Source organism: Noviherbaspirillum sp. FW303-A3 (assembly GCF_058788695.1).
Map to the genome: position 1 here is coordinate 3,625,433 of NZ_JBYTAZ010000001.1, position 18,631 is coordinate 3,644,063.

16 protein-coding genes are annotated in these 18,631 nt (G+C 61.8%); 9 read left to right on the plus strand and 7 right to left on the minus strand.

The window, feature by feature from the left end; translation table 11 throughout:
• Positions 1–7 precede the first annotated feature (7 nt).
• The 4 genes from AC3WOY_RS17545 to hemP all read right to left on the minus strand — a co-directional run bounded on the left by AC3WOY_RS17545 (position 8) and on the right by hemP (position 2,640).
• The gene (locus AC3WOY_RS17545; protein ID WP_492421647.1) at positions 8–1,432 is read right to left on the minus strand and encodes an IS1182 family transposase; all 1,425 of its coding nucleotides are present in this window, start codon (positions 1,430–1,432) and stop codon (positions 8–10) included.
• A gap of 128 nt (positions 1,433–1,560) precedes the next feature.
• Entirely contained in the window at positions 1,561–2,031 is a 471-nt protein-coding gene (gene bfr, locus AC3WOY_RS17550) for a bacterioferritin (protein ID WP_492426029.1), read from the minus strand.
• 171 nt (positions 2,032–2,202) lie between these two features.
• Complete coding sequence (locus tag AC3WOY_RS17555; RefSeq protein WP_492426031.1) at positions 2,203–2,418, minus strand: (2Fe-2S)-binding protein; 216 nt, start codon at positions 2,416–2,418, stop codon at positions 2,203–2,205.
• A gap of 45 nt (positions 2,419–2,463) precedes the next feature.
• Positions 2,464–2,640 carry a hemin uptake protein HemP gene (hemP, locus tag AC3WOY_RS17560; protein WP_492429345.1) on the minus strand — a complete coding sequence of 59 codons (177 nt, stop codon included), beginning with the start codon at positions 2,638–2,640 and terminating at the stop codon, positions 2,464–2,466.
• A 351-nt stretch (positions 2,641–2,991) separates the two neighbouring features.
• Here hemP and pedF point away from each other — a divergent pair, with 351 nt between their 5' ends.
• The 9 genes from pedF to AC3WOY_RS17605 all read left to right on the plus strand — a co-directional run bounded on the left by pedF (position 2,992) and on the right by AC3WOY_RS17605 (position 14,281).
• On the plus strand, positions 2,992–3,459 hold the full coding sequence (pedF, locus tag AC3WOY_RS17565) for a cytochrome c-550 PedF (protein WP_492426033.1): 468 nt from the start codon (positions 2,992–2,994) through the stop codon (positions 3,457–3,459).
• Positions 3,460–3,534: 75 nt separating this feature from the next.
• Entirely contained in the window at positions 3,535–4,356 is an 822-nt protein-coding gene (locus tag AC3WOY_RS17570; RefSeq protein ID WP_492426035.1) for a substrate-binding periplasmic protein, read from the plus strand.
• The gene (locus AC3WOY_RS17575) at positions 4,353–6,422 is read left to right on the plus strand and encodes a 4Fe-4S binding protein (protein ID WP_492426037.1); all 2,070 of its coding nucleotides are present in this window, start codon (positions 4,353–4,355) and stop codon (positions 6,420–6,422) included. Before AC3WOY_RS17570 ends, AC3WOY_RS17575 begins: the two co-directional genes overlap by 4 nt.
• 219 nt (positions 6,423–6,641) lie before the next feature.
• Complete coding sequence (gene adh, locus AC3WOY_RS17580) at positions 6,642–8,162, plus strand: aldehyde dehydrogenase (protein ID WP_492426039.1); 1,521 nt, start codon at positions 6,642–6,644, stop codon at positions 8,160–8,162.
• A 51-nt stretch (positions 8,163–8,213) separates the two neighbouring features.
• Positions 8,214–8,609 carry a DUF779 domain-containing protein gene (locus AC3WOY_RS17585; RefSeq protein WP_492426041.1) on the plus strand — a complete coding sequence of 132 codons (396 nt, stop codon included), beginning with the start codon at positions 8,214–8,216 and terminating at the stop codon, positions 8,607–8,609.
• 50 nt (positions 8,610–8,659) lie between these two features.
• The gene (locus tag AC3WOY_RS17590) at positions 8,660–10,393 is read left to right on the plus strand and encodes a PQQ-dependent methanol/ethanol family dehydrogenase (RefSeq protein WP_492429346.1); all 1,734 of its coding nucleotides are present in this window, start codon (positions 8,660–8,662) and stop codon (positions 10,391–10,393) included.
• A 260-nt stretch (positions 10,394–10,653) separates the two neighbouring features.
• A complete protein-coding gene (locus AC3WOY_RS17595; protein WP_492426043.1) occupies positions 10,654–12,744 on the plus strand; it encodes a TonB-dependent receptor family protein in 2,091 nt (696 codons plus the stop codon).
• A 35-nt stretch (positions 12,745–12,779) separates the two neighbouring features.
• Complete coding sequence (locus AC3WOY_RS17600; RefSeq protein ID WP_492426045.1) at positions 12,780–13,724, plus strand: beta-propeller fold lactonase family protein; 945 nt, start codon at positions 12,780–12,782, stop codon at positions 13,722–13,724.
• On the plus strand, positions 13,703–14,281 hold the full coding sequence (locus AC3WOY_RS17605; RefSeq protein ID WP_492426047.1) for a cytochrome b: 579 nt from the start codon (positions 13,703–13,705) through the stop codon (positions 14,279–14,281). The genes AC3WOY_RS17600 and AC3WOY_RS17605 overlap by 22 nt, the downstream gene beginning before the upstream one ends.
• A gap of 121 nt (positions 14,282–14,402) precedes the next feature.
• Here AC3WOY_RS17605 and AC3WOY_RS17610 read toward each other — a convergent pair whose 3' ends face one another.
• The 3 genes from AC3WOY_RS17610 to AC3WOY_RS17620 form a co-directional block, all read right to left on the minus strand.
• Positions 14,403–16,277: a sigma-54-dependent Fis family transcriptional regulator gene (locus AC3WOY_RS17610; protein ID WP_492429347.1), complete on the minus strand. Its 1,875-nt coding sequence runs from the start codon at positions 16,275–16,277 to the stop codon at positions 14,403–14,405.
• 397 nt (positions 16,278–16,674) lie between these two features.
• Positions 16,675–17,775: a tRNA 2-thiouridine(34) synthase MnmA gene (gene mnmA / locus AC3WOY_RS17615; RefSeq protein ID WP_492426049.1), complete on the minus strand. Its 1,101-nt coding sequence runs from the start codon at positions 17,773–17,775 to the stop codon at positions 16,675–16,677.
• On the minus strand, positions 17,768–18,253 hold the full coding sequence (locus AC3WOY_RS17620) for an NUDIX hydrolase (RefSeq protein ID WP_492426051.1): 486 nt from the start codon (positions 18,251–18,253) through the stop codon (positions 17,768–17,770). The genes mnmA and AC3WOY_RS17620 overlap by 8 nt, the downstream gene beginning before the upstream one ends.
• Positions 18,254–18,631: the final 378 nt, after the last annotated feature.

The window sequence follows — 18,631 nt, forward strand, 5'->3', positions numbered from 1 at the left end:
ATCGGGCTCAGGCCCGCAGTGTCTTCGTGAGTGTTTGACTTCCGATCATGTGCACCACGCGCTTGAGGTTATAAGCCATTACAGCCAGGCTCAATTCGGCGCGAGCTCCCTTTAACCCGCGCAGTAACAACCGGGCATTGCGCAGAATTTGCTGCTTGATGGTCCCAAATGGGTGTTCGACGGTCTGGCGTCGCAGGGCCATCATGTGCGGCGCCGCTGCCACGCGTACCGCATTGGCCTGTACAGCCTCTTCGTGCCAGTGACGGCTGACCAGGCGCCGGCTGCTGACGGTGCATTTCCCCTTGTGCGGACAATTGGCGCAGTCATCCGGGGAGGCCGCATAGATCACCGACTTGTCCTGGCGGCACACCTGTTTGCGCCTGAGGATCTTGTTGGCCGGGCAAGTAAAACAGTCCCTACTGGCGTCGTAGCGAAACATCGCCTTGTCGTACAGCGTGCCATCACCTTGATTGTTCGGCGTGTGGGATGGCGCCACATAGCCGGTCATCCCCATGTCCTGCAGCGCCTGCAAATGCTCGCCATTGGCGTAACCAGCGTCGGCGACTACTTCAGGCTGGGTCTGGAGCACCTGGGCGACGCCTTGCGCCATCGGCATCAGTTGCCCCACATCCGACGTGTCATTGCACACTTCATGATGCACGATCAGATGGCTGTCGGTGTCGACTGCTGTTTGCAGGTTGTAGCCCGGTGCCCCATGCAGCGATTTCATCGCGCGCGCCTGCGGCTCCGTCAGCACGCTCGATGTGGCCTTGCCTTTGGCTAGCCGGGCCACTTCTGCGCCCACTTCATCCTGACGCTCGCGTAAGCGCTTGAGCGCCCGCCTGAACGCGCCGGCGCCGGGGCTGCCTTGCTCCTCTTGCCGGTCTGCGGCTTCCAGCTGCTCCAGATAGTGCGCTACTTCGCTCGCCAGTCGCTGCTGTTGGCGCTCCAGATCGGCCGCCTTGCCAACCGCCTTGCGCGAGGCGACGGCTTGAACCTTGCTGCCGTCAATGGCCACCACTGTGCCGCCCACCAGCCCGGCGCGCCTCACAAACTGCACAAACGCAGCGCAGCTTGCCACCAACGCCTCGCTGTTGTGTCGCCGGAAATCGGCAATCGTCTTGTGGTCCGGCACCAGTCGTCCCAGCAGCCACATGCATTCGACATTGCGCCGGCATTCCCGCTCGAGCGCGCGCGATGACCGGATGCCATTCAGATAGCCGCACAGATACAGCTTGAGCAAATCGCCCGGGTCATACGGCGGCCGCCCCAGTATGCCCGCATGGGCTTTGCCAAAACCCAGTGTTCGCAGATCGAGCGCGTTCACCCAGGCGTCAATGACCCGAGCCATCGCGTCCTCCTCGATCAGCTCGTCCAACTTCACTGGAAACAACACTGCCTGATCCCGGCTCTCTCCGCCACGATGTCCCATGCCTGACTCCCAAAAACAAAATCCCCGTCCAATTCACATTGGACGGGGATTGATTGCTTTGGTTTACCGGCTACAAGGACTTTTTACACAGCCTGCTTGGCTGCCCTTTTTCGTTTCCGCCGGTGCGCTCAATCGTCCATCTGCGATTGCAGGAAATTCTGGATGCCGACCTTGTTGATCAGTTCCAGTTGCGTCTCGATCCAGTCGATATGCTCTTCGGTTTCCTCGAGGATGTCTTCCAGCAGATCCCGCGACACGTAATCGCCGGCGGCTTCGCAGGCTTGGATGCCATCCTTCAGCGTCTGGTGCGCGGCCTGTTCCAGCTTCAGGTCGCATTCCAGCATCTCCTGCGTGTTTTCACCGATCAGCAGCTTGTTCAGCGCCTGCAGGTTCGGCAGGCCTTCGAGCATGAGGATGCGGTCGATCAGGCGGTCGGCATGCTTCATTTCCTCGATCGATTCGTCGTACTCCTTCTTGCCGATCTTCTTGAGGCCCCAATGCCGGTACATCCGCGCATGCAGGAAGTACTGGTTGATCGCAGTCAGTTCGTTGGTGAGCTGCGCATTGAGCAGCCGGATGATGTTCGGATCGCCTTTCATGGAGCCCTCTGCAGTGAAGTGGAAAAGCGGCGCGCAACGGCGCCAGGTGCATGGCGAAATGATAACGCACGCTGGTGCGTTTGCCATGGCGGCACTGCGGTTTGTTAGCGCGAATCATTCGCATCGGCGAACCGATGCGCGAGGGAAAGGACTGGCGGGAGGGGGAAAAGATCAGGCGGCGAATGCGGCCTGGAACATCATCGGCTGCGGCTCGCGCACGCCGTCTTCAAGGTATTCGCGCAGCACGGTCTTGGCGCAGGAGTGGCACTTGCCGCAGCAGGTGCCGACGCCGAGTTCTTCGCGCAGTTGCGGCATGGTCGTATGGCCGGCATCCACCGCGCGGCGGATCTGGCGTTCGGAGATGTTGTTGCAGACACAGACGATCATGGCACTGCTTTCGTAAGGTTGATGTAGCGAATCGGTCGTTGCCGGTCAGGCGGTCAGGATCAGCTTGTTCATCTGGGTCAGCCGCAGGCGGTAGATCCGGCCCTGATGATCGATTTCGATTTCACGCTGCTGCTGGAAGAGGTCTTCACTCTTGATGCGCGGCGTCTGCGATGCAGCGTGCGCGGCGGAACTGGCTTGCGGCCTGCCGTCCTCGTCCTTCATGTGCTGCATCGTCCCGGCCATTATTGATCCTTTTGTAAATACGAACAATTCTCATTTAGATTATTCACCAAGGCGATAGGGAATGCAAGGGATTTCGCATGTATGTGGCATGTTTTTCTTGTCACACTGGCAAATGTAGAAAACCGAAGGCGGACAGTTGCGCCAGCTTTTAACAGTGGTGTCTCAAATTGGATCAGGCTGGGGCGGAGATCGGCGACACCCGTCGCCGGCATCGACGCCGGATCCGGGCAAATACGTAAGACGCGCGCCTACGAAGCCTGTAGGCGCGAGATTGGCATGCTCTTTGCGCTTATGGGGAAACGCAATTTCTCAATAAGCCAAGGAGACAACATGAAAGCTTCATCCATCCGCACCGCCGCTTTGCTGCTCGCCCTTTCGTTCCAGGCGTCCGCTGTGTTCGCACACGGGGACGTCACGCCGCAGGCCGTCGATACAAAATCGCTCCCGCAGCTGGGCGACCAATGGCGCGACGAGAATCCGTTCAGGGGCAATACCGAAGCGGTCCGCATCGGCAGCTCTGCCTATAACCAGAACTGTGCGCGCTGCCATGGCATCGAAGCTGTCTCCGGCGGCATCGCGCCCGACTTGCGCAAGCTCGACAAGGATTGCGCGAACCAAAAGATCGAAACCAAGAAGCAGGCCTGCATCAAGGACGTGGACCAGTACTACCTGACCTCGGCCCGCCGCGGCAAGGTACGCAACGGCGCCGTCTACATGCCGCCTTTCGAAGGCACGCTGAGCCAGGAAGCCATGTGGTCGATCCGCGCTTATCTCGATACGCGCCGTGAAGTGAAGTAACAACACCGGGGCAGCGGTCCGGTGGCCGCTGCATCCGGCGCGACAAGCATTCCCATAACGATAACGGAGACCGTCGTGGCATATATCCCTTTCTTCCGGGCGGCGCTGCTGCTCGCATTCGCACTCGCAATCCCGTCCGCCCATGCGGACCTCGACAAGGTCAGGCAATCCGGCGTCCTCAAGGTCGCGGTGTACAAGGACATGCAGCCCTTCTCGTCGCAGGAGGGAGGGATCGACGTCGACCTGGCCAAGGCGCTGGCCGCGAAGCTGGGCGTGCAGGTAAGTTTGCTTCCCTTTGAAGCAGGAGAAAACCTCAACGACGACCTGCGCAACATGGTGTGGAAGGGGCATTACCTCGGCTACGGGCCGGCTGACGTGATGATGCATGTCCCGGTCGACAGGCAACTGATGGCCGAGAACAAGCGGGTGTCGATCTTCGCCCCGTACTACCGGGATCGCGTGCGCCTGGTGCGCGACGTGCGCAAAATTCCGTCCTGCGAGTCAGTGGATTGCCTCCAGGGGAAGAAGGTCGGTGTCGAGAAGGTGTCGATCGCCGCTGTCCTCCTGCTGGGAGAGCAGGATGGCAAGGTGCGCGACAGCGTGAAGATTTATGACACCGCCGCTGCCGCGCTCGCTGCGTTCAAGGCCGGAGAACTCGACGCCGTGTTCGCCAACCAGTCCGAGATCGAAGGGGCGGTGAAAGGCGATGCCAACTTTCCGCTCAGCGATTTGTCCTTCCCGCGGCTTCCGCGCCAAGGGTGGGTGGTCGGCATGGCGGTCAAGAAAGACAATGAGGAACTGGCGAAGGCCTTGCAGGCGGCGGCCAACGAGCTTGAAGCCTCCGGCGAGCTGGCGAAGATCTTTGCGAAACACGGAGTCACCCCGGCCAAGCCGTGACGACGCTCCGACGACTGATCGCCGGCCTGCTGCTTTGCATCCTGCTGCCATGCAGTGCCGGCGTACTCACGCGCGAGGCACTGGAAAAGACTTACCCCGCGCCATGGAAGATCGGGCAGAAGGACGAGGCAGTACCGGTTTGGCCTGTATACAAGCAGAACGGCCCGGCGACGGACCTGGTCGGCTATCTCTTCGAGTCCATCGACTTCGTCTCCGTGCCCGGCTTTGCCGGCGTGCCGGTCAACCTGCTCATCGCGATCGATGCGCAGGGGACTTTCCTCGACGTGCAGGTCGTGTCCCAGCACGAACCTGTGTTTCTCGACGGTCTGGGCGAAGCGCCGCTTCACAAGTTCGTCAGTCAATACCAGGGTCTGTCGCTCAAGCAGAATGTCGTGATCGACTCTGCCGTCAACAAGGATGGCACCAATGTGCATATCGATGGCGTGGCGAAGGCCACCGCGTCGGTACGCATCGTCAACCAGACCCTGTTGTCCGCGGCGCTGAAGGTCGCGCGCAAAAAACTCGGCTTTTCGGCAGCGCAGGACCCGGACCGGATCGCGCGCGTCCGTCCGGATGTGCTGGAGACGATCAGTATCGAGGACTTGCAGGCGGAGGGCCTGCTCCGGTCCTTCGTGTTGCGCAATGCCGACGTGGAGAAGGCGTTCGCCGGCACCGATGGCGCCGGGCTGGACGAGCTTGCGTTGCAAAGGCCGGATGATGCGTTCGCCGACATGCAGGTCGCCCTCGTATCCGTCCCGTCCATTGGGCGCAGCCTTTTGGACGCGCAGAGCTGGTCGCGCCTGTCGGCACGGCTGGAGGAGGGCGATCATGCCTTGCTGGTGCGGTGGCGCGGCCGCTACGCGCCCGTGTCGGATCGATTCGTCGCCGGCACGCCGCCGGACAGGTTTACGTTGATGCAAGGCGGACTTCCCATCGAAATGCGGGACCTGAACCTTGAACTGCGGCTGGCGGATGGCAACACGCAGGATCAGGTGAAGGTCTTCCGCGTGATTGCACAGGCCGGCCTGGACCCTGCGCAGCCGCTGGATCTTGCCCTGTACGTCACTCGGCTCAAGGGGATGATCTATCCGGAACGTTTTGTGCGCGACTTCCGTTTCTCCTACCGATTGCCCGAGCGCTTCATCACAGTGCCTGCCGGCGAGGAGAAATCCTGGATGCCCGCATGGAAGCAGCGTTGGCCGGAGCTCGCTGTTCTGGCTGCGGCGCTTGTCCTTCTCTTTGCCGCCTTGTCCAAGCCATCCCTCCTTGCCGCTGACGCGCGCAGCTTTGCCTTGTTCCGCATCGGATACCTGGCGTTTACGCTGTTCTTCATCGGCTGGTACGCGCAGGGCCAGCTGTCCATCGTCACGCTTACCGGCGTCATCCACGCCGTGAAGGAGGGCAGCAGCCTTGCGTTCCTGCTGTATGACCCGGTATCCATCCTCGTCTGGGCCGCCGTGGGCGTGTCGCTTTTCGCGTGGGGGCGCGGCACATTTTGCGGATGGCTGTGCCCGTTCGGCGCCCTGCAGGAGCTGGCGGGAAAACTCGGGCAGTGGGCGCGGCTTCCGCAAGTACGCCTGCGGCGGCGGACGGACGCCAGTCTGCGGAATGTGAAATATGCGGTGCTCGCCATCCTTGTCTGCAGCGTGTTTGTGTCGGACAGCGCCAGCGGATTCCTTGTCGAAGTCGAGCCCTTCAAGACCGCGATCACGCTCGGCTTCCAGCGCCACTGGCCCTATGTCCTGTACGCTGCGGCCCTGCTTGCCGCCAGCGCCGTCTGGTACAAGTTCTTTTGCCGCTATCTCTGCCCGCTGGGCGCCGGCCTTGCCCTGTTCGGACGCGTTCGGCTGTTCGACTGGCTGCCGCGCCGCACGCAATGCGGCAAACCCTGCCAGACCTGCCGCCATCGTTGCGACTACACGGCTATCGAGCCTGGCGGGGCGATCCGCTATGACGAATGTTTCCAGTGCATGGATTGTGTCGTGATCTATCGCAGCGACGCGCGATGCGCGCCGCTGATCCTCGAGAAGAAGCGGCGCGTCGTCATTCCGGTCAAGGCTGCTTGATCCGGCGGGTTTGCGGACAGCAACTGTGATGCAGAGTGTGACAGTCGGATCCGGATTGCTCAAAAACGTGACAGCAGCATGTATCTCCGAAGTCGAATTCCCGCCATTTCCACGGGTATCCAGGGCTTTCCATGCATGGCACGCCAATTGCGAAGTGTCATGTGTCCCGGCAAAGAGCGCCGGATCACACAACTTCCACAATCACAATCGGAGGACGGCATGAATCTCGCAGACATCACCAAGCTCGGCATCAAGAATCCATTCAAGCAGCGCTATGACAATTTCATCGGCGGCAAATTCGTTGCGCCGGCCAAGGGTGAATACTTCCAGAACATCAGCCCGGTCATCGGCCAGGCATTCTGCGAAGTCGCTCGTTCCACCGAAGAAGACATCGAGACCGCGCTCGACGCTGCCCACGCAGCGAAAAAGGCATGGGGCAAGACCTCTCCCACCGAGCGCGCCAACATCCTGAACAAGATCGCCGACCGCATGGAAGCCAACCTGCAATTGCTGGCAACCGCGGAAACCATCGACAACGGCAAGCCGATCCGCGAAACCATGGCTGCCGACATCCCGCTGGCCATCGACCACTTCCGCTATTTCGCCGGTTGCATCCGCGCACAGGAAGGCTCCATCGCGCCGATCGACTCCGAAACCTATGCCTACCACTTCCATGAGCCGCTGGGCGTCGTCGGCCAGATCATCCCGTGGAACTTCCCGATCCTGATGGCGGTGTGGAAGCTGGCCCCGGCACTGGCCGCAGGCAACTGCGTCGTCCTCAAGCCGGCGGAGCAGACCCCGGCCTCCATCATGGTCCTGATGGAACTGATCGCCGACCTGCTGCCCCCGGGCGTGATCAACGTCGTCAACGGTTTCGGCCTCGAAGCAGGCAAGCCGCTGGCCACCAGCAAGCGCATCGCCAAGATCGCTTTCACCGGCGAGACCGGCACCGGCCGCCTGATCATGCAATACGCCGCACAGAACATCATCCCCGTCACGCTGGAACTCGGCGGCAAGTCGCCCAACATCTTCTTTGCCGACGTGATGGAGAAGGACGACGACTACTTCGACAAGTGCCTGGAAGGCTTCGCGATGTTCGCGCTGAACCAGGGCGAAGTCTGTACCTGCCCGTCCCGTGTGCTGGTGCAGGAATCGATCTACGACAAGTTCATGGAGCGTGCCGTCAAGCGCGTCGCCGCCATCAAGCAGGGCAGCCCGCTCGACAGCAGCACCATGATCGGCGCCCAGGCGTCGCAGGAACAGATGGAAAAGATCCTGTCCTACCTCGACATCGGCCGCCAGGAAGGCGCGAAGGTGCTGATCGGCGGCGAGCGCAACCAGCTCGGCGGCGACCTCCAGAGCGGCTTCTATGTCAAGCCGACCATCTTCGCCGGCCACAACAAGATGCGCATCTTCCAGGAAGAAATCTTCGGCCCGGTCGTATCGGTCACCACCTTCAAGGATGAAGAGCACGCACTGGAAATCGCCAACGACACGCTGTACGGCCTCGGCGCCGGCGTGTGGACGCGCGACGGCTCCCGTGCCTTCCGCATGGGCCGCAACATCCAGGCCGGCCGCGTGTGGACCAACTGCTACCACCTGTATCCGGCACACGCCGCATTCGGCGGCTACAAGCAGTCGGGCATCGGCCGCGAAACCCACAAGATGATGCTCGAGCACTATCAGCAGACCAAGAACCTGCTGGTGAGCTACAGCCCGAAGGCGCTCGGCTTCTTCTGATAGCAGCAAACGGCGGTGCATCCGCACCGCCGCAGCAACAAAGGAACAGACATGGCATACACGCTTCCACCACGAGTGGTCGCCACCGAGGCCGCGACGCAATTGATCGATACCCTCACGCAGCGTTACGGTCCGCTGATGTTTTTCCAGTCCGGCGGCTGCTGCGACGGCAGCTCGCCGATGTGTTACCCGCTGGGCGATTTCAACATCAGCCCGACCGACGTCTGGCTCGGTGCGCTGCACGGCGCGCCGTTCTACATCGGGCGCGACCAGTTCGAGTACTGGCAGCACACGCAGCTGATCATTGATGTGGTGGACGGCATGGGCGGCATGTTTTCGCTGGAGAACGGCACCGGAAAACGCTTCCTGACACGTTCGCGCCTGTTCACCGACGAGGAGTGCGACCAGCTTGCGCGGCAGGCTGCGCGAGAGTCGGCAAAAGTCTGACCGCAACCATTCATTCAAGAAAAAACGGAGGAGCAATGAAAACCAACCTGATGAGGCTGTCGCTGCTGGCAGCCATGGCCGGCGCCGCCGGCGCCCAAGCGGCGGGTGTGACCGACGCCATGATCGAAGCCGATGCCAAGTCCACCAACGACGTGCTGTCCTGGGGCATGGGCCAGCAAGGCCAGCGCTTTTCCCCGCTGACGCAGATCAATGCCAAGACCGTGTCGAAGCTGGTGCCGGCATGGTCCTTCTCCTTCGGCGGCGAAAAGCAGCGCGGCCAGGAGTCGCAGCCGCTGATCCACGAGGGACGCATGTTCGTGACGGCATCGTATTCGCGCATTTATGCGCTGGATGCGAAAACCGGCGACAAGCTCTGGAAGTATGAGCACCGCCTGCCCGACGCCATCATGCCCTGCTGCGACGTGGTCAACCGCGGCGCCGCCTTGTTCGAGAACCTGGTCATCTTCAGCACGCTCGATGCGCAACTGGTCGCACTCGACCAGAAGACCGGCGACGTGGTCTGGAAAGAAAAGATCGACGATTATGCCGCCGGCTATTCCAATACCGCTGCACCGCTGATCGCCAAGGGGCTGCTGCTGACCGGCGTGTCGGGCGGCGAGTTCGGCATTGTCGGCCGCATCGAGGCACGCGATCCGCGCACCGGGCAACTGGTATGGGTACGTCCGACCGTCGAGGGCCACATGGGCTACAAGTACGACAAGGACGGCAAGCAGGTTGAAAACGGCATTTCGGGCACCGCCGGCAAGACCTGGCCGGGCGAGCTCTGGAAGACGGGCGGCGCGGCAACCTGGCTCGGCGGCACCTATGATCCGTCGACCGGCCTTGCCTACTTCGGCACGGGCAACCCGGCGCCCTGGAACAGCCACCTGCGTCCCGGCGACAACCTGTACTCCGCTTCCACCGTGGCAGTCGATGTCACCACCGGCCAGATCAAGTGGCATTACCAGACCACGCCGAACGACGGCTGGGACTTTGACGGCGTCAACGAGTTCATCACTTATGACCAGGGCGGCAAGCGCCTCGGCGGCAAGGCCGACCGCAACGGCTTCTTCTACGTGATCGATGCGAAGAACGGCAAGCTGGAGAATGCCTTCCCCTTCGTCAAGAAGATCACCTGGGCCACCGACATTGACCTGAAGACCGGCCGCCCCAACTACACGCCGAAGGGCCGTCCCGGCGATCCGACCAAGGGCGCGGACGGCAAGAAGGGCGAAACGATCTTCTCCGCACCGTCCTTCCTCGGCGGCAAGAACCAGCAGCCGATGGCCTACAGCCCGAAGACCGGCCTGTTCTACGTGCCTGCCAACGAATGGGGCATGGATATCTGGAACGAGCCGATCAGCTACAAGAAGGGCGCGGCCTACCTTGGCGCCGGCTTCACCATCAAGCCGCTGCACGAGGAATACATCGGTGTGCTGCGCGCGATCGATCCGAAGAGCGGCAAGATCGTGTGGGAAGCGAAGAACAACGCGCCATTGTGGGGTGGCGCGATGACCACCGCCGGCAACCTGGTGTTCTATGGCACGCCCGAAGGCTTCCTGAAGGCGCTGGATGCCAAGACCGGCAAGGAACTGTGGAAGTTCCAGACCGGATCCGGCGTGGCGCCGCCGCCGGTCACCTGGCAGGAAGGCGGCACGCAGTACGTCGCCGTCGTCTCCGGCTGGGGCGGTGCGGTGCCTCTGTGGGGCGGCGAGGTCGCCAAGCGCGTGAACTTCCTCGAGCAGGGCGGTTCCGTCTGGGTGTTCAAGCTGTCTTCCATCTAACGTCATGTCTCCTCATTCTCACTAACCTGTACGCCTCCTGTCCTGTACCCGGTGAGATGTGTTGGCCGGCGGTGAAAACCGCCGGCCTTTTTTGTTTGCGGCGCGCTGTCCTCGGATGGAACGCCACAAAACGGAACAATGATGTTGCTAAATGCAGCAGCGTGGAGCGCATGGCATAGTCAACGGCGGTTCAAGCCAGTGGCACGCTACTTGCAAAACCGAAAGCAGGGCAACGACGCCCCATCCATTCGAGGCACACCATGCAAAAACCGCTTTTCATCCGCCACACGATCGTCGCTGCACTGTCGGCCAATCCGCTCCTGATGCTTTGCCATGACGCTATCGCACAGCAGGAAAAACAGCTCGATCCCGTCGTCGTCTCGGCGAACCGCACCGAGCAGAAGCGCTTCGACGCCGCTGCCTCCATCGATGCCGTGCAGGTCGATCCGCTGCGCACGCCGTCGCCCCTGGTGAACATGTCCGAGCTGTTGAATGCCGCGCCCGGCATCCAGATCCGGGACCGGCAGAACTTCGCGCAGGACTTGCAGCTGTCGGTGCGCGGTTTCGGCACGCGGTCGACCTTCGGCGTGCGCGGCGTGCGCCTCCTGATCGACGGCATTCCCGCCACCATGCCGGACGGGCAGGGGCAGGCAGCGACGGCCACGCTGCAATCGGCGCGCCGCATCGAAGTCCTGCGCGGCCCGCTCGCACAGCTCTACGGAAATGCCGCTGGCGGCGTCGTCAACGTCTTCACCGCCGATCCGCCGTTGTCGCCCGAGGAGTCATATGCCAGCGCCTCGCTCGGGGCGGGCAGCTACGGACAGCGCCAGGCGGGTTTCACGGTGGCGCGCGGCACCGGCGAATTCGGCGGGCTGCTGGATGTTTCCCATTACCGCACCGATGGCTATCGCGACCACAGTGCGGCGGAGCGCACGCAACTCAACGGCAAGCTGAAGTGGCGGCCATCCTCTTCGACGACGGTGATCGGGCTGATCAATCTGTTCGACCAGCCGCTGTCGCAGGACCCGCTTGGTTTGACGCATGCGCAGTTCGAACAGAATCCCCGTCAGGTCGCCCCTGTAGCCTTGACCTTCGACACCCGCAAGACCATCGAACAGCGCCAGGCCGGACTCGTGGTGGAACACAAGATCGACAGCAGCAACACGCTGAATGCGCGCGCCTACACCGGGGTACGCAAGGTGATGCAGACGCTGTCGTTCACCGGCAGCGCGGCCAACTCGGCAGGCGGCGTAGTGGATCTCGACAACGATTTCTACGGTGTCGGGATGAACTGGACGCATGCGACCAAGGTGAACGGCATGCCGGTCAACTGGACGGTCGGCGTCGAAGCGGACGAGCTGGAACAGCTGCGCCGCGGCTTCGTCAACAACAATGGCACGGCCGGCGCATTGCGGCGCAACGAAACGGATACCGCGCGCAACGTCGACGTGTTCGGACAGGTCGACTGGATGTTTGCGCCGCAATGGAAGGGTACTGTGGGGCTGCGCGCAAGTCGCGTGCGTCTTGCGGTGGACGACCTCCACATCACCGCCGCCAGCCCGAATGACAGCGGCAGCGTGGAATACCACAATACCAGCCCGGTGCTGGGCCTCGTCTGGTTCGCGAACGAGGACCTGAACATCTATGGCAATCTCGGCCGGGGATTCGAAACGCCGACGATCAACGAGTCCGCCTACCGCCCCGGTGGCACCGGTCCCAACCTCGGCCTGCAACCCTCGCGCAGCCTGCAGGGCGAGATCGGCATGAAGTGGAAGCGCGGCGACCATACGCTCGACCTCGCGCTGTTCAATGCACGCAGCCGCGACGAGATCGCGCAGCTGACGACGGAGAATGGCCGTTCGATCTTCCAGAATGTCGACAAGGTGGAACGCCGAGGCATTGAAGCAAGCTGGCGGATGACGTCGGGCGCCGTCTCGACGCAGCTTGCCTACACGCTGCTCGATGCGCGTTTCCGCGAACGCTTCACGACCGGTTCCGGCAGCGTCGTCGCCGCAGGCAACCGCCTGCCCGGCGCACCGAAGCACAGCCTGTTCGCTCAGGTCGAGTACCGTCCCGCGCCGGGGCTGACGACGGCCGTGGAAATGCGCACGGAAAGCAAGGTCTATGCGGATGACCTGAACAGCGATGCTGCGCCGGGTTACGCCGTATTCAACCTGCGCGCAGGGCAGGAGTTCCGGACCGGGGCGACGAAGTGGTACCTCTTCGCTCGCCTGGACAACATCTTCGACCGCAATTACGCCGGCTCCGTGATCGTCAATGACGGCAACCGCCGCTTCTTCGAACCCGCCGCAGGCCGCCGTCTGTTCGTCGGCTTGCGCGCGGCCCTGTAGCACGCACTTCGCCTTATTACAAGCAAGGAGACAAGATGAAACCATTCAACCACCCCGTATTGCTTGCGGCCCTGCTGGGCGCCGGCACTGCCTGGGCTGCGCCCTATGCCTATGTGCCGAATGAAAAATCCGGCACCGTATCCGTCATCGACGTGGAAAACGACAGCGTCGTCGCATCCATTGAAACCGGCGGACGGCCGCGCGGCATTGTCGTCGGCCACGGCGGCAAGACACTGTATGTGAGCGACGAATCCACCAACTCCCTCCTCGTGGTCGACCTCGCGCAACGCAAGGTCGCCGAGCGCGTCAAGCTGCAGGAATCGCCAGAAGGCGTGGGCATTTCACCCAAGGGCGATTGGGTAGCGGTGGCCAGCGAAGTCAGCAACAGCATCAACTTCGTCTCCCCGGCCACGCACAAGATCGTCTTCAACGTGACGACCAAGGGCAAGAATCCCGAGCACGCCAACTTCAGCCCCGACGGCAAGTGGGTGTACGTCAGCGCGGAAGATGCGGACATGGTCGACATCGTCGATGTCGAGCAGCGCAAGCAGGTGAACGCGATCAAGGTGGGCATGCGACCGCGCGGCATCGGCTTCCTTCCCGACGGCAGCCGCGCCTATGTTGCCGCGGAAATCGCCGGTACGGTCTATGCGATCGATACCAAGACGCAGAAGGTCATTGCGAGCATCCCCTCGGGCAATTTCTCCAACGGCGTTACCGTGCATCCCGACGGCCGCACCGTGTATGTCACCAACGGCAAGGATGCGACGGTGAGCGTGATCGACGTCGCCGAGAACAAGGTGACCGCGAAGATCCCGGTGGGCAAGCGCCCCTGGAACATGGCGATCACGCCCGACGGCAAGAAACTGTACGTCGCCAACGGCCGGTCAGGCTCCGTCTCGGTGATCGACACCGCGGCGCGCCAGGTCATCAAGGAAATCACTGTGGGAGAACTGCCATGGGGCGTAGTCATTCAATAAGCCTGGACGCGCTGGCGTCACGGAACGAGGCGGCGAAGCCGGAACGTTATTCCTTGCCGGCGATCGTGCTGCACTGGGCAATGGCAGTGCTGCTCGTCGGGCAGGTCGCGGTCGGCCTGTACATGGTCGAGCTGCCGAAGCGCACGCCGGAGGTGGCGTATTTCTACGGGCTGCACAAGTCGTTTGGGGTGATTGCACTGATGCTGATTGCAGTGCGGCTCTGGTGGCGTGCGCGGACGAAGCCGCCGGCTGCGCTGCACACGTCTGCCGTGCAGGAAAGGGCTGCGGCCATGGTTCACCGGCTCCTGTATGCGTGCATGGTGATGATCCCGCTGTCCGGGTTTGTCGGATCGAATTTCGGCAAGTATCCGGTGAAGTTCTTTGGCTATGCGCTGCCGCAGTTGGGCTGGGAGAACCCGGCGGTGCAGGCCTTCTTCCGGACCATGCATGTGGCGTTTGTCTGGCTGCTGTGCGTGCTGGTGGCGGTGCACCTGCTGGCGGTGGTGCTGCATCTGGCGAAATCGGGGGCGGGGTCGCTTCGGCGGATGCTGCCGTAATGGTTGAATGCGGGGGGAATGGATCAAAAGATCATTCCCTTTCCCCTGTCATCCCCGCCTTCGCGGGGACGAAGGGGAAGAGATTGGCGACTAGGGAAAGACTGCGCCCGCGCTCAGGAAATCAACCCAGCTTCCGGTAAATCGTATTCCGCGAAATCCCCAGCGCCCTTGCGGCGGCGGACACATTCCCGCCATGCGCCTGCAAGGCCTTCTGGATCATGTTGAGTTCCACATCTTCCAGCGTCGCGTTCGCAGGAACGGTATCGACGGCTGCCGGTGACTCTTCCCTGCTGCCCATGTTCTTCACATCGTCGAGGAAGTCATCCGGCAGGTGTTCCATGCGGATTTCACCATCGTCACCGGTCATGACCATTGCCGTGCGCAGCAGGTTGGTCAGCTGCCGGAAATTGCCCGGCCAGTTGTGTTGCTTGAACATCTGCATCACATCCGGTGCGACGGTGTAGCGCATGCCCTTTCCTTCGCAGGACAGCAGCTTGTTCACCACGGTCTCGAAGTCGGTCCGCTCGCGCAACGGCGGCAGTTTCACGACCAGGCCGTTGAGGCGGTAGTAGAGGTCTTCGCGGAACTCGCCCTTGGCGATCATGTCGCGCAGGTTGCGGTGGGTCGCGCAGATCACATTTACATTGACCGGAATCGACTTCGCGCTGCCCAGCGGCGTCACCATGCGTTCCTGCAATACGCGCAGCAGGCGTGCCTGCAGGTTCAGCGGCATGTCGCCGATCTCGTCGAGGAAGAGCGTGCCGCCATTGGCCTGCAGGATGCGGCCGATGCTGCCTTTCTTGCGCGCGCCGGTGAAGGCGCCATCCTCGTAGCCGAACAGTTCGGACTCGATCAGGGTTTCCGGGATCGACGCGCAATTCACGGCAACGAAGGGGCTGCCCGCGCGCGGGGAATCGTTGTGGATGGCCTGCGCCAGGAGCTCCTTGCCGGTGCCCGTTTCGCCGTTGATCAGGATGGGAATGTCCTTGCCATTGACCTTGGTGACCTTGGCGATGAGAGCTGCTACCTGCGGATCGCCGGTGTTGAGGTAGCGCAGGCTGGAGAGCCTGTGGTTCGCTTCGCTCTCGGGCGCCGGACGGGGCGACGGCACGATATCGGCACCGCAGATCATGCTGCTGGAGAGGCGCACCGAGGCGCGCGCATAGACGCGCACGCCGCTCGGCAGGCACATGTGCAGCAGTTCCGGCGTGGCGGTGCGGTAGTGGTCGAAGAGGGCGGACACGCCCAGTCCGAACAGCGAGTTCAGGGTATGCGTGCTCAACGCATTCGGCGCCAGTCCGAGCTGGAACATCGCGCTGCGGTTGGCCGCGATGAAACGTCCGCCAGGCGTAAAGGAAACGATGCCCTCCATCAGCGTGCCGATGAACTCCGGCCGGCTGTGGAAGTGGAGCGTGATGCCGTCCTGGTAGGCGGCGGCAAACAGCTGGTTCTCGATCATCTGCGCCGACATGCGCACCAGCGCCATGGTGTGGCGGTGGAAGCTGTTGCAGTCGCCCGTCACGTCCAGCACGCCGATGACCGCGCCGCGCGGATCGAAGATGGGCGCGGCGGAGCATGTGAGGATATGGTTCGCATGCAGGTAATGTTCGGTGGCATGCACCAGCGTCGGTGTGCCTTCGACGATCGCGGTGCCGATCGCATTGGTGCCGCGGCGCTGTTCCGACCAGGCAACGCCCGGCGTGAGCGCCACCCGGTTGGCTTTTTCGAGGAAGTCGTCATCTCCGAGCGTATGCATGATCACGCCCTGGGCATTCGTCAGGATGACCATGTTGTGCGTATTGACGATCTGCTCGTACAGCGTCTCCATGACCGGCAGCGCGTACTTGTGCAATGCCTGGTTCTGCTCGATGACGAGCGACAGGTCGGATCGGTTGAGCGGGGCGAAGTCGGGATTGTCGGCGGTGCCGAGGCCGTGGGCGGCTGAGCGCTGGTGCGATTTTTCTACCATGGTCCCGCGCTCGTCAGCATGAAGCATGCCAAATTGCAAAGCGCCGGGCGCAATGCCCGAACCGGCTGCAGCCGGCATGTCTGCTTTTCCGTGTACCACCGTCGTCTCCTTTGCGGCAAGTTATATGTATTGCTCGCAGGGCTGTCTCATTTTGTGACAGGTGTGTCGTTCTGGGGCAGAGCGACTGTGTCACAGGGCTGCGATCCGCGCGCTTTTTATAGTTGTCTGCGGATGTGGCCCATCATACCCCGTTTGACTCGTGCGGCGATGCTTCTTGCACACGGTTTACGCAGGGGAACAGCACTGTCCTGTTTGTATTTATGAGGGAGACTACGTGCAAAAGTCGTTCCTTCCCCGGAAAGGAAACGGCTTTTGCAAAGAGGGGATGGCTGCGCTGGGAAAGCGAGGGAGTGTGTGCTAACTGTTATGCGTTGGCGTCGATAATGCCGCCGCCGAGGCATACTTCGCCGTCGTACAGCACCGCCGACTGGCCGGGGGTCACCGCCCACTGCGCATCGGGGAAGGTGAGGGAAAAGCGATCGGCGCCCTCTGCCGTGAAGGCGCAGGGAACGTCCGCCTGGCGATAGCGTGTTTTCGCCGAGAGCGAGGCCAGGGACGGTGGTTCGCCGGCAATCCAGCTTGCCTGTCCCGCCGCCAGCGACGACGACAGCAGCCAGGGATGGTCGTGTCCTTGCACAACGTACAAGGCATTGTTTTCCACGTCCTTTCGTGCCACGTACCAGGCGTCGCTGTTGCCGTCGGCGTTCTGGTAGGACTTCATGCCGCCGAGGCCGATGCCCTTGCGCTGGCCGAGTGTGTAGAAGCTCAGGCCGACATGTTCGCCGACCGTCTTGCCGTCCGGTGTTTTCATCGGCCCCGGCTTGTAGGACAGGTAGCGGTTCAGGAACTCGCGGAACGGGCGCTCGCCGATAAAGCAGATGCCGGTCGAATCCTTCTTCTTCGCATTGGGCAGTCCGATCTTCTCGGCGATCACGCGCACTTCCGTCTTCGGGATTTCGCCCAGCGGGAACAGCGTCTTCGACAGCTGGGCCTGGTTCAGCCTGTGCAGGAAGTAGCTCTGGTCCTTGGTATGGTCCAGCGCCTTCAGCAGTTCGAATTTGCCGGATTCCGCCTGGCGCACGCGCGCATAATGGCCCGTCGCGATCAGATCCGCGCCCAGCTTCATCGCATGGTCAAGGAAGGCCTTGAACTTGATTTCGGCATTGCACAGCACATCCGGGTTTGGTGTGCGGCCGGCCTGGTATTCGCGCAGGAATTCGGCGAACACGCGGTCCTTGTATTCCGCGGCGAAGTTCACCGCCTCGATGTCCACGCCGACCACGTCGGCCACGCTGGCCGCGTCGATCCAGTCCTGGCGCGTGGAACAGTATTCGGAATCGTCGTCGTCTTCCCAGTTCTTCATGAACAGGCCGATCACTTCGTAGCCCTGTTCCTTCAGCAGCCATGCCGAGACGGAAGAGTCGACGCCGCCCGACATGCCAATCACTACACGCTTGTTAGACATTCACTGCCCCGATGACGCTGGGATGGGTATAGATCACCGACAGCGGCATGCGCTGTCCGGCGAGGTAGTCGTCGATGCACTGGAGAACGAGGGGGCTGCGATGCTTTTCCTGGCAGGCGAGCAGTTCGTCGCGCGTCATCCAGATGGCACGCAAAATGCCTTCGTCGAGCTCGCGGTCATGCTGTGCGCCAAGATCGCCGCAAAAGGCGAAGCGCAGGTAGGTGACTTCCTTGCCGGTGCGGGACGAGACGTAGCGCGACATGTAGACGCCGACCAGGCCGGTCGGGGTGAAATCGTGGGCCGATTCTTCCAGCGTTTCGCGTGCAACGGCTTCAGCCAGGGATTCGTTCGGATCGAGGTGCCCTGCGGGTTGATTGAAACGGATGCCGTCGCTGGTTTCTTCCTCGACCAGCAAAAAACGGCCGTTGTGTTCAATGATGGCAGCAACGGTGACAGAGGGTTTCCAGACTTCAGACATATGTTTCCCTTAAGAGGCCGCCATTGTACCGTGCATGGCAACCACCGGCGAAAACAGGAATGATCGGATGTATGAGGGGTGGAATCTTGATTTCGCGCAACTCTTACGAAGCGCATTCTTCGTTCTGTCATAAAAAGCCGCTACATTTAATTTTCGTCATTTCGCACGGAGGAATGTGCTGAAAAGCAGAGGAATGGGAAGGTTTAGAGTGCCCCGTCGAGAAGAAACAAAAAAGAACGGTTGTGCTAATTTTTCTTTTGCGTGTAAGATCGGTGTAAGAATACCAATGAGCGGCAATCGCGCGCGGCCGGCCGGTACGCGGCCGCGAGATGTTCTGTTGCCGAAAATGAATCAGAAATGGGGCAGGTGAGGCTGTCC

Coding starts and splice junctions, on each gene's coding strand:
- AC3WOY_RS17545 (WP_492421647.1), bottom strand. CDS start 1,432: ATGGGACATCGTGGCGGAGAGAGCCGGGATCAGGCAGTGTTGTTTCCA.
- bfr (WP_492426029.1), bottom strand. CDS start 2,031: ATGAAAGGCGATCCGAACATCATCCGGCTGCTCAATGCGCAGCTCACC.
- AC3WOY_RS17555 (WP_492426031.1), bottom strand. CDS start 2,418: ATGATCGTCTGTGTCTGCAACAACATCTCCGAACGCCAGATCCGCCGC.
- hemP (WP_492429345.1), bottom strand. CDS start 2,640: ATGAAGGACGAGGACGGCAGGCCGCAAGCCAGTTCCGCCGCGCACGCT.
- pedF (WP_492426033.1), top strand. CDS start 2,992: ATGAAAGCTTCATCCATCCGCACCGCCGCTTTGCTGCTCGCCCTTTCG.
- adh (WP_492426039.1), top strand. CDS start 6,642: ATGAATCTCGCAGACATCACCAAGCTCGGCATCAAGAATCCATTCAAG.
- AC3WOY_RS17585 (WP_492426041.1), top strand. CDS start 8,214: ATGGCATACACGCTTCCACCACGAGTGGTCGCCACCGAGGCCGCGACG.
- AC3WOY_RS17590 (WP_492429346.1), top strand. CDS start 8,660: ATGAGGCTGTCGCTGCTGGCAGCCATGGCCGGCGCCGCCGGCGCCCAA.
- AC3WOY_RS17595 (WP_492426043.1), top strand. CDS start 10,654: ATGCAAAAACCGCTTTTCATCCGCCACACGATCGTCGCTGCACTGTCG.
- AC3WOY_RS17600 (WP_492426045.1), top strand. CDS start 12,780: ATGAAACCATTCAACCACCCCGTATTGCTTGCGGCCCTGCTGGGCGCC.
- AC3WOY_RS17605 (WP_492426047.1), top strand. CDS start 13,703: ATGGGGCGTAGTCATTCAATAAGCCTGGACGCGCTGGCGTCACGGAAC.
- AC3WOY_RS17610 (WP_492429347.1), bottom strand. CDS start 16,277: ATGCTTCATGCTGACGAGCGCGGGACCATGGTAGAAAAATCGCACCAG.
- mnmA (WP_492426049.1), bottom strand. CDS start 17,775: ATGTCTAACAAGCGTGTAGTGATTGGCATGTCGGGCGGCGTCGACTCT.
- AC3WOY_RS17620 (WP_492426051.1), bottom strand. CDS start 18,253: ATGTCTGAAGTCTGGAAACCCTCTGTCACCGTTGCTGCCATCATTGAA.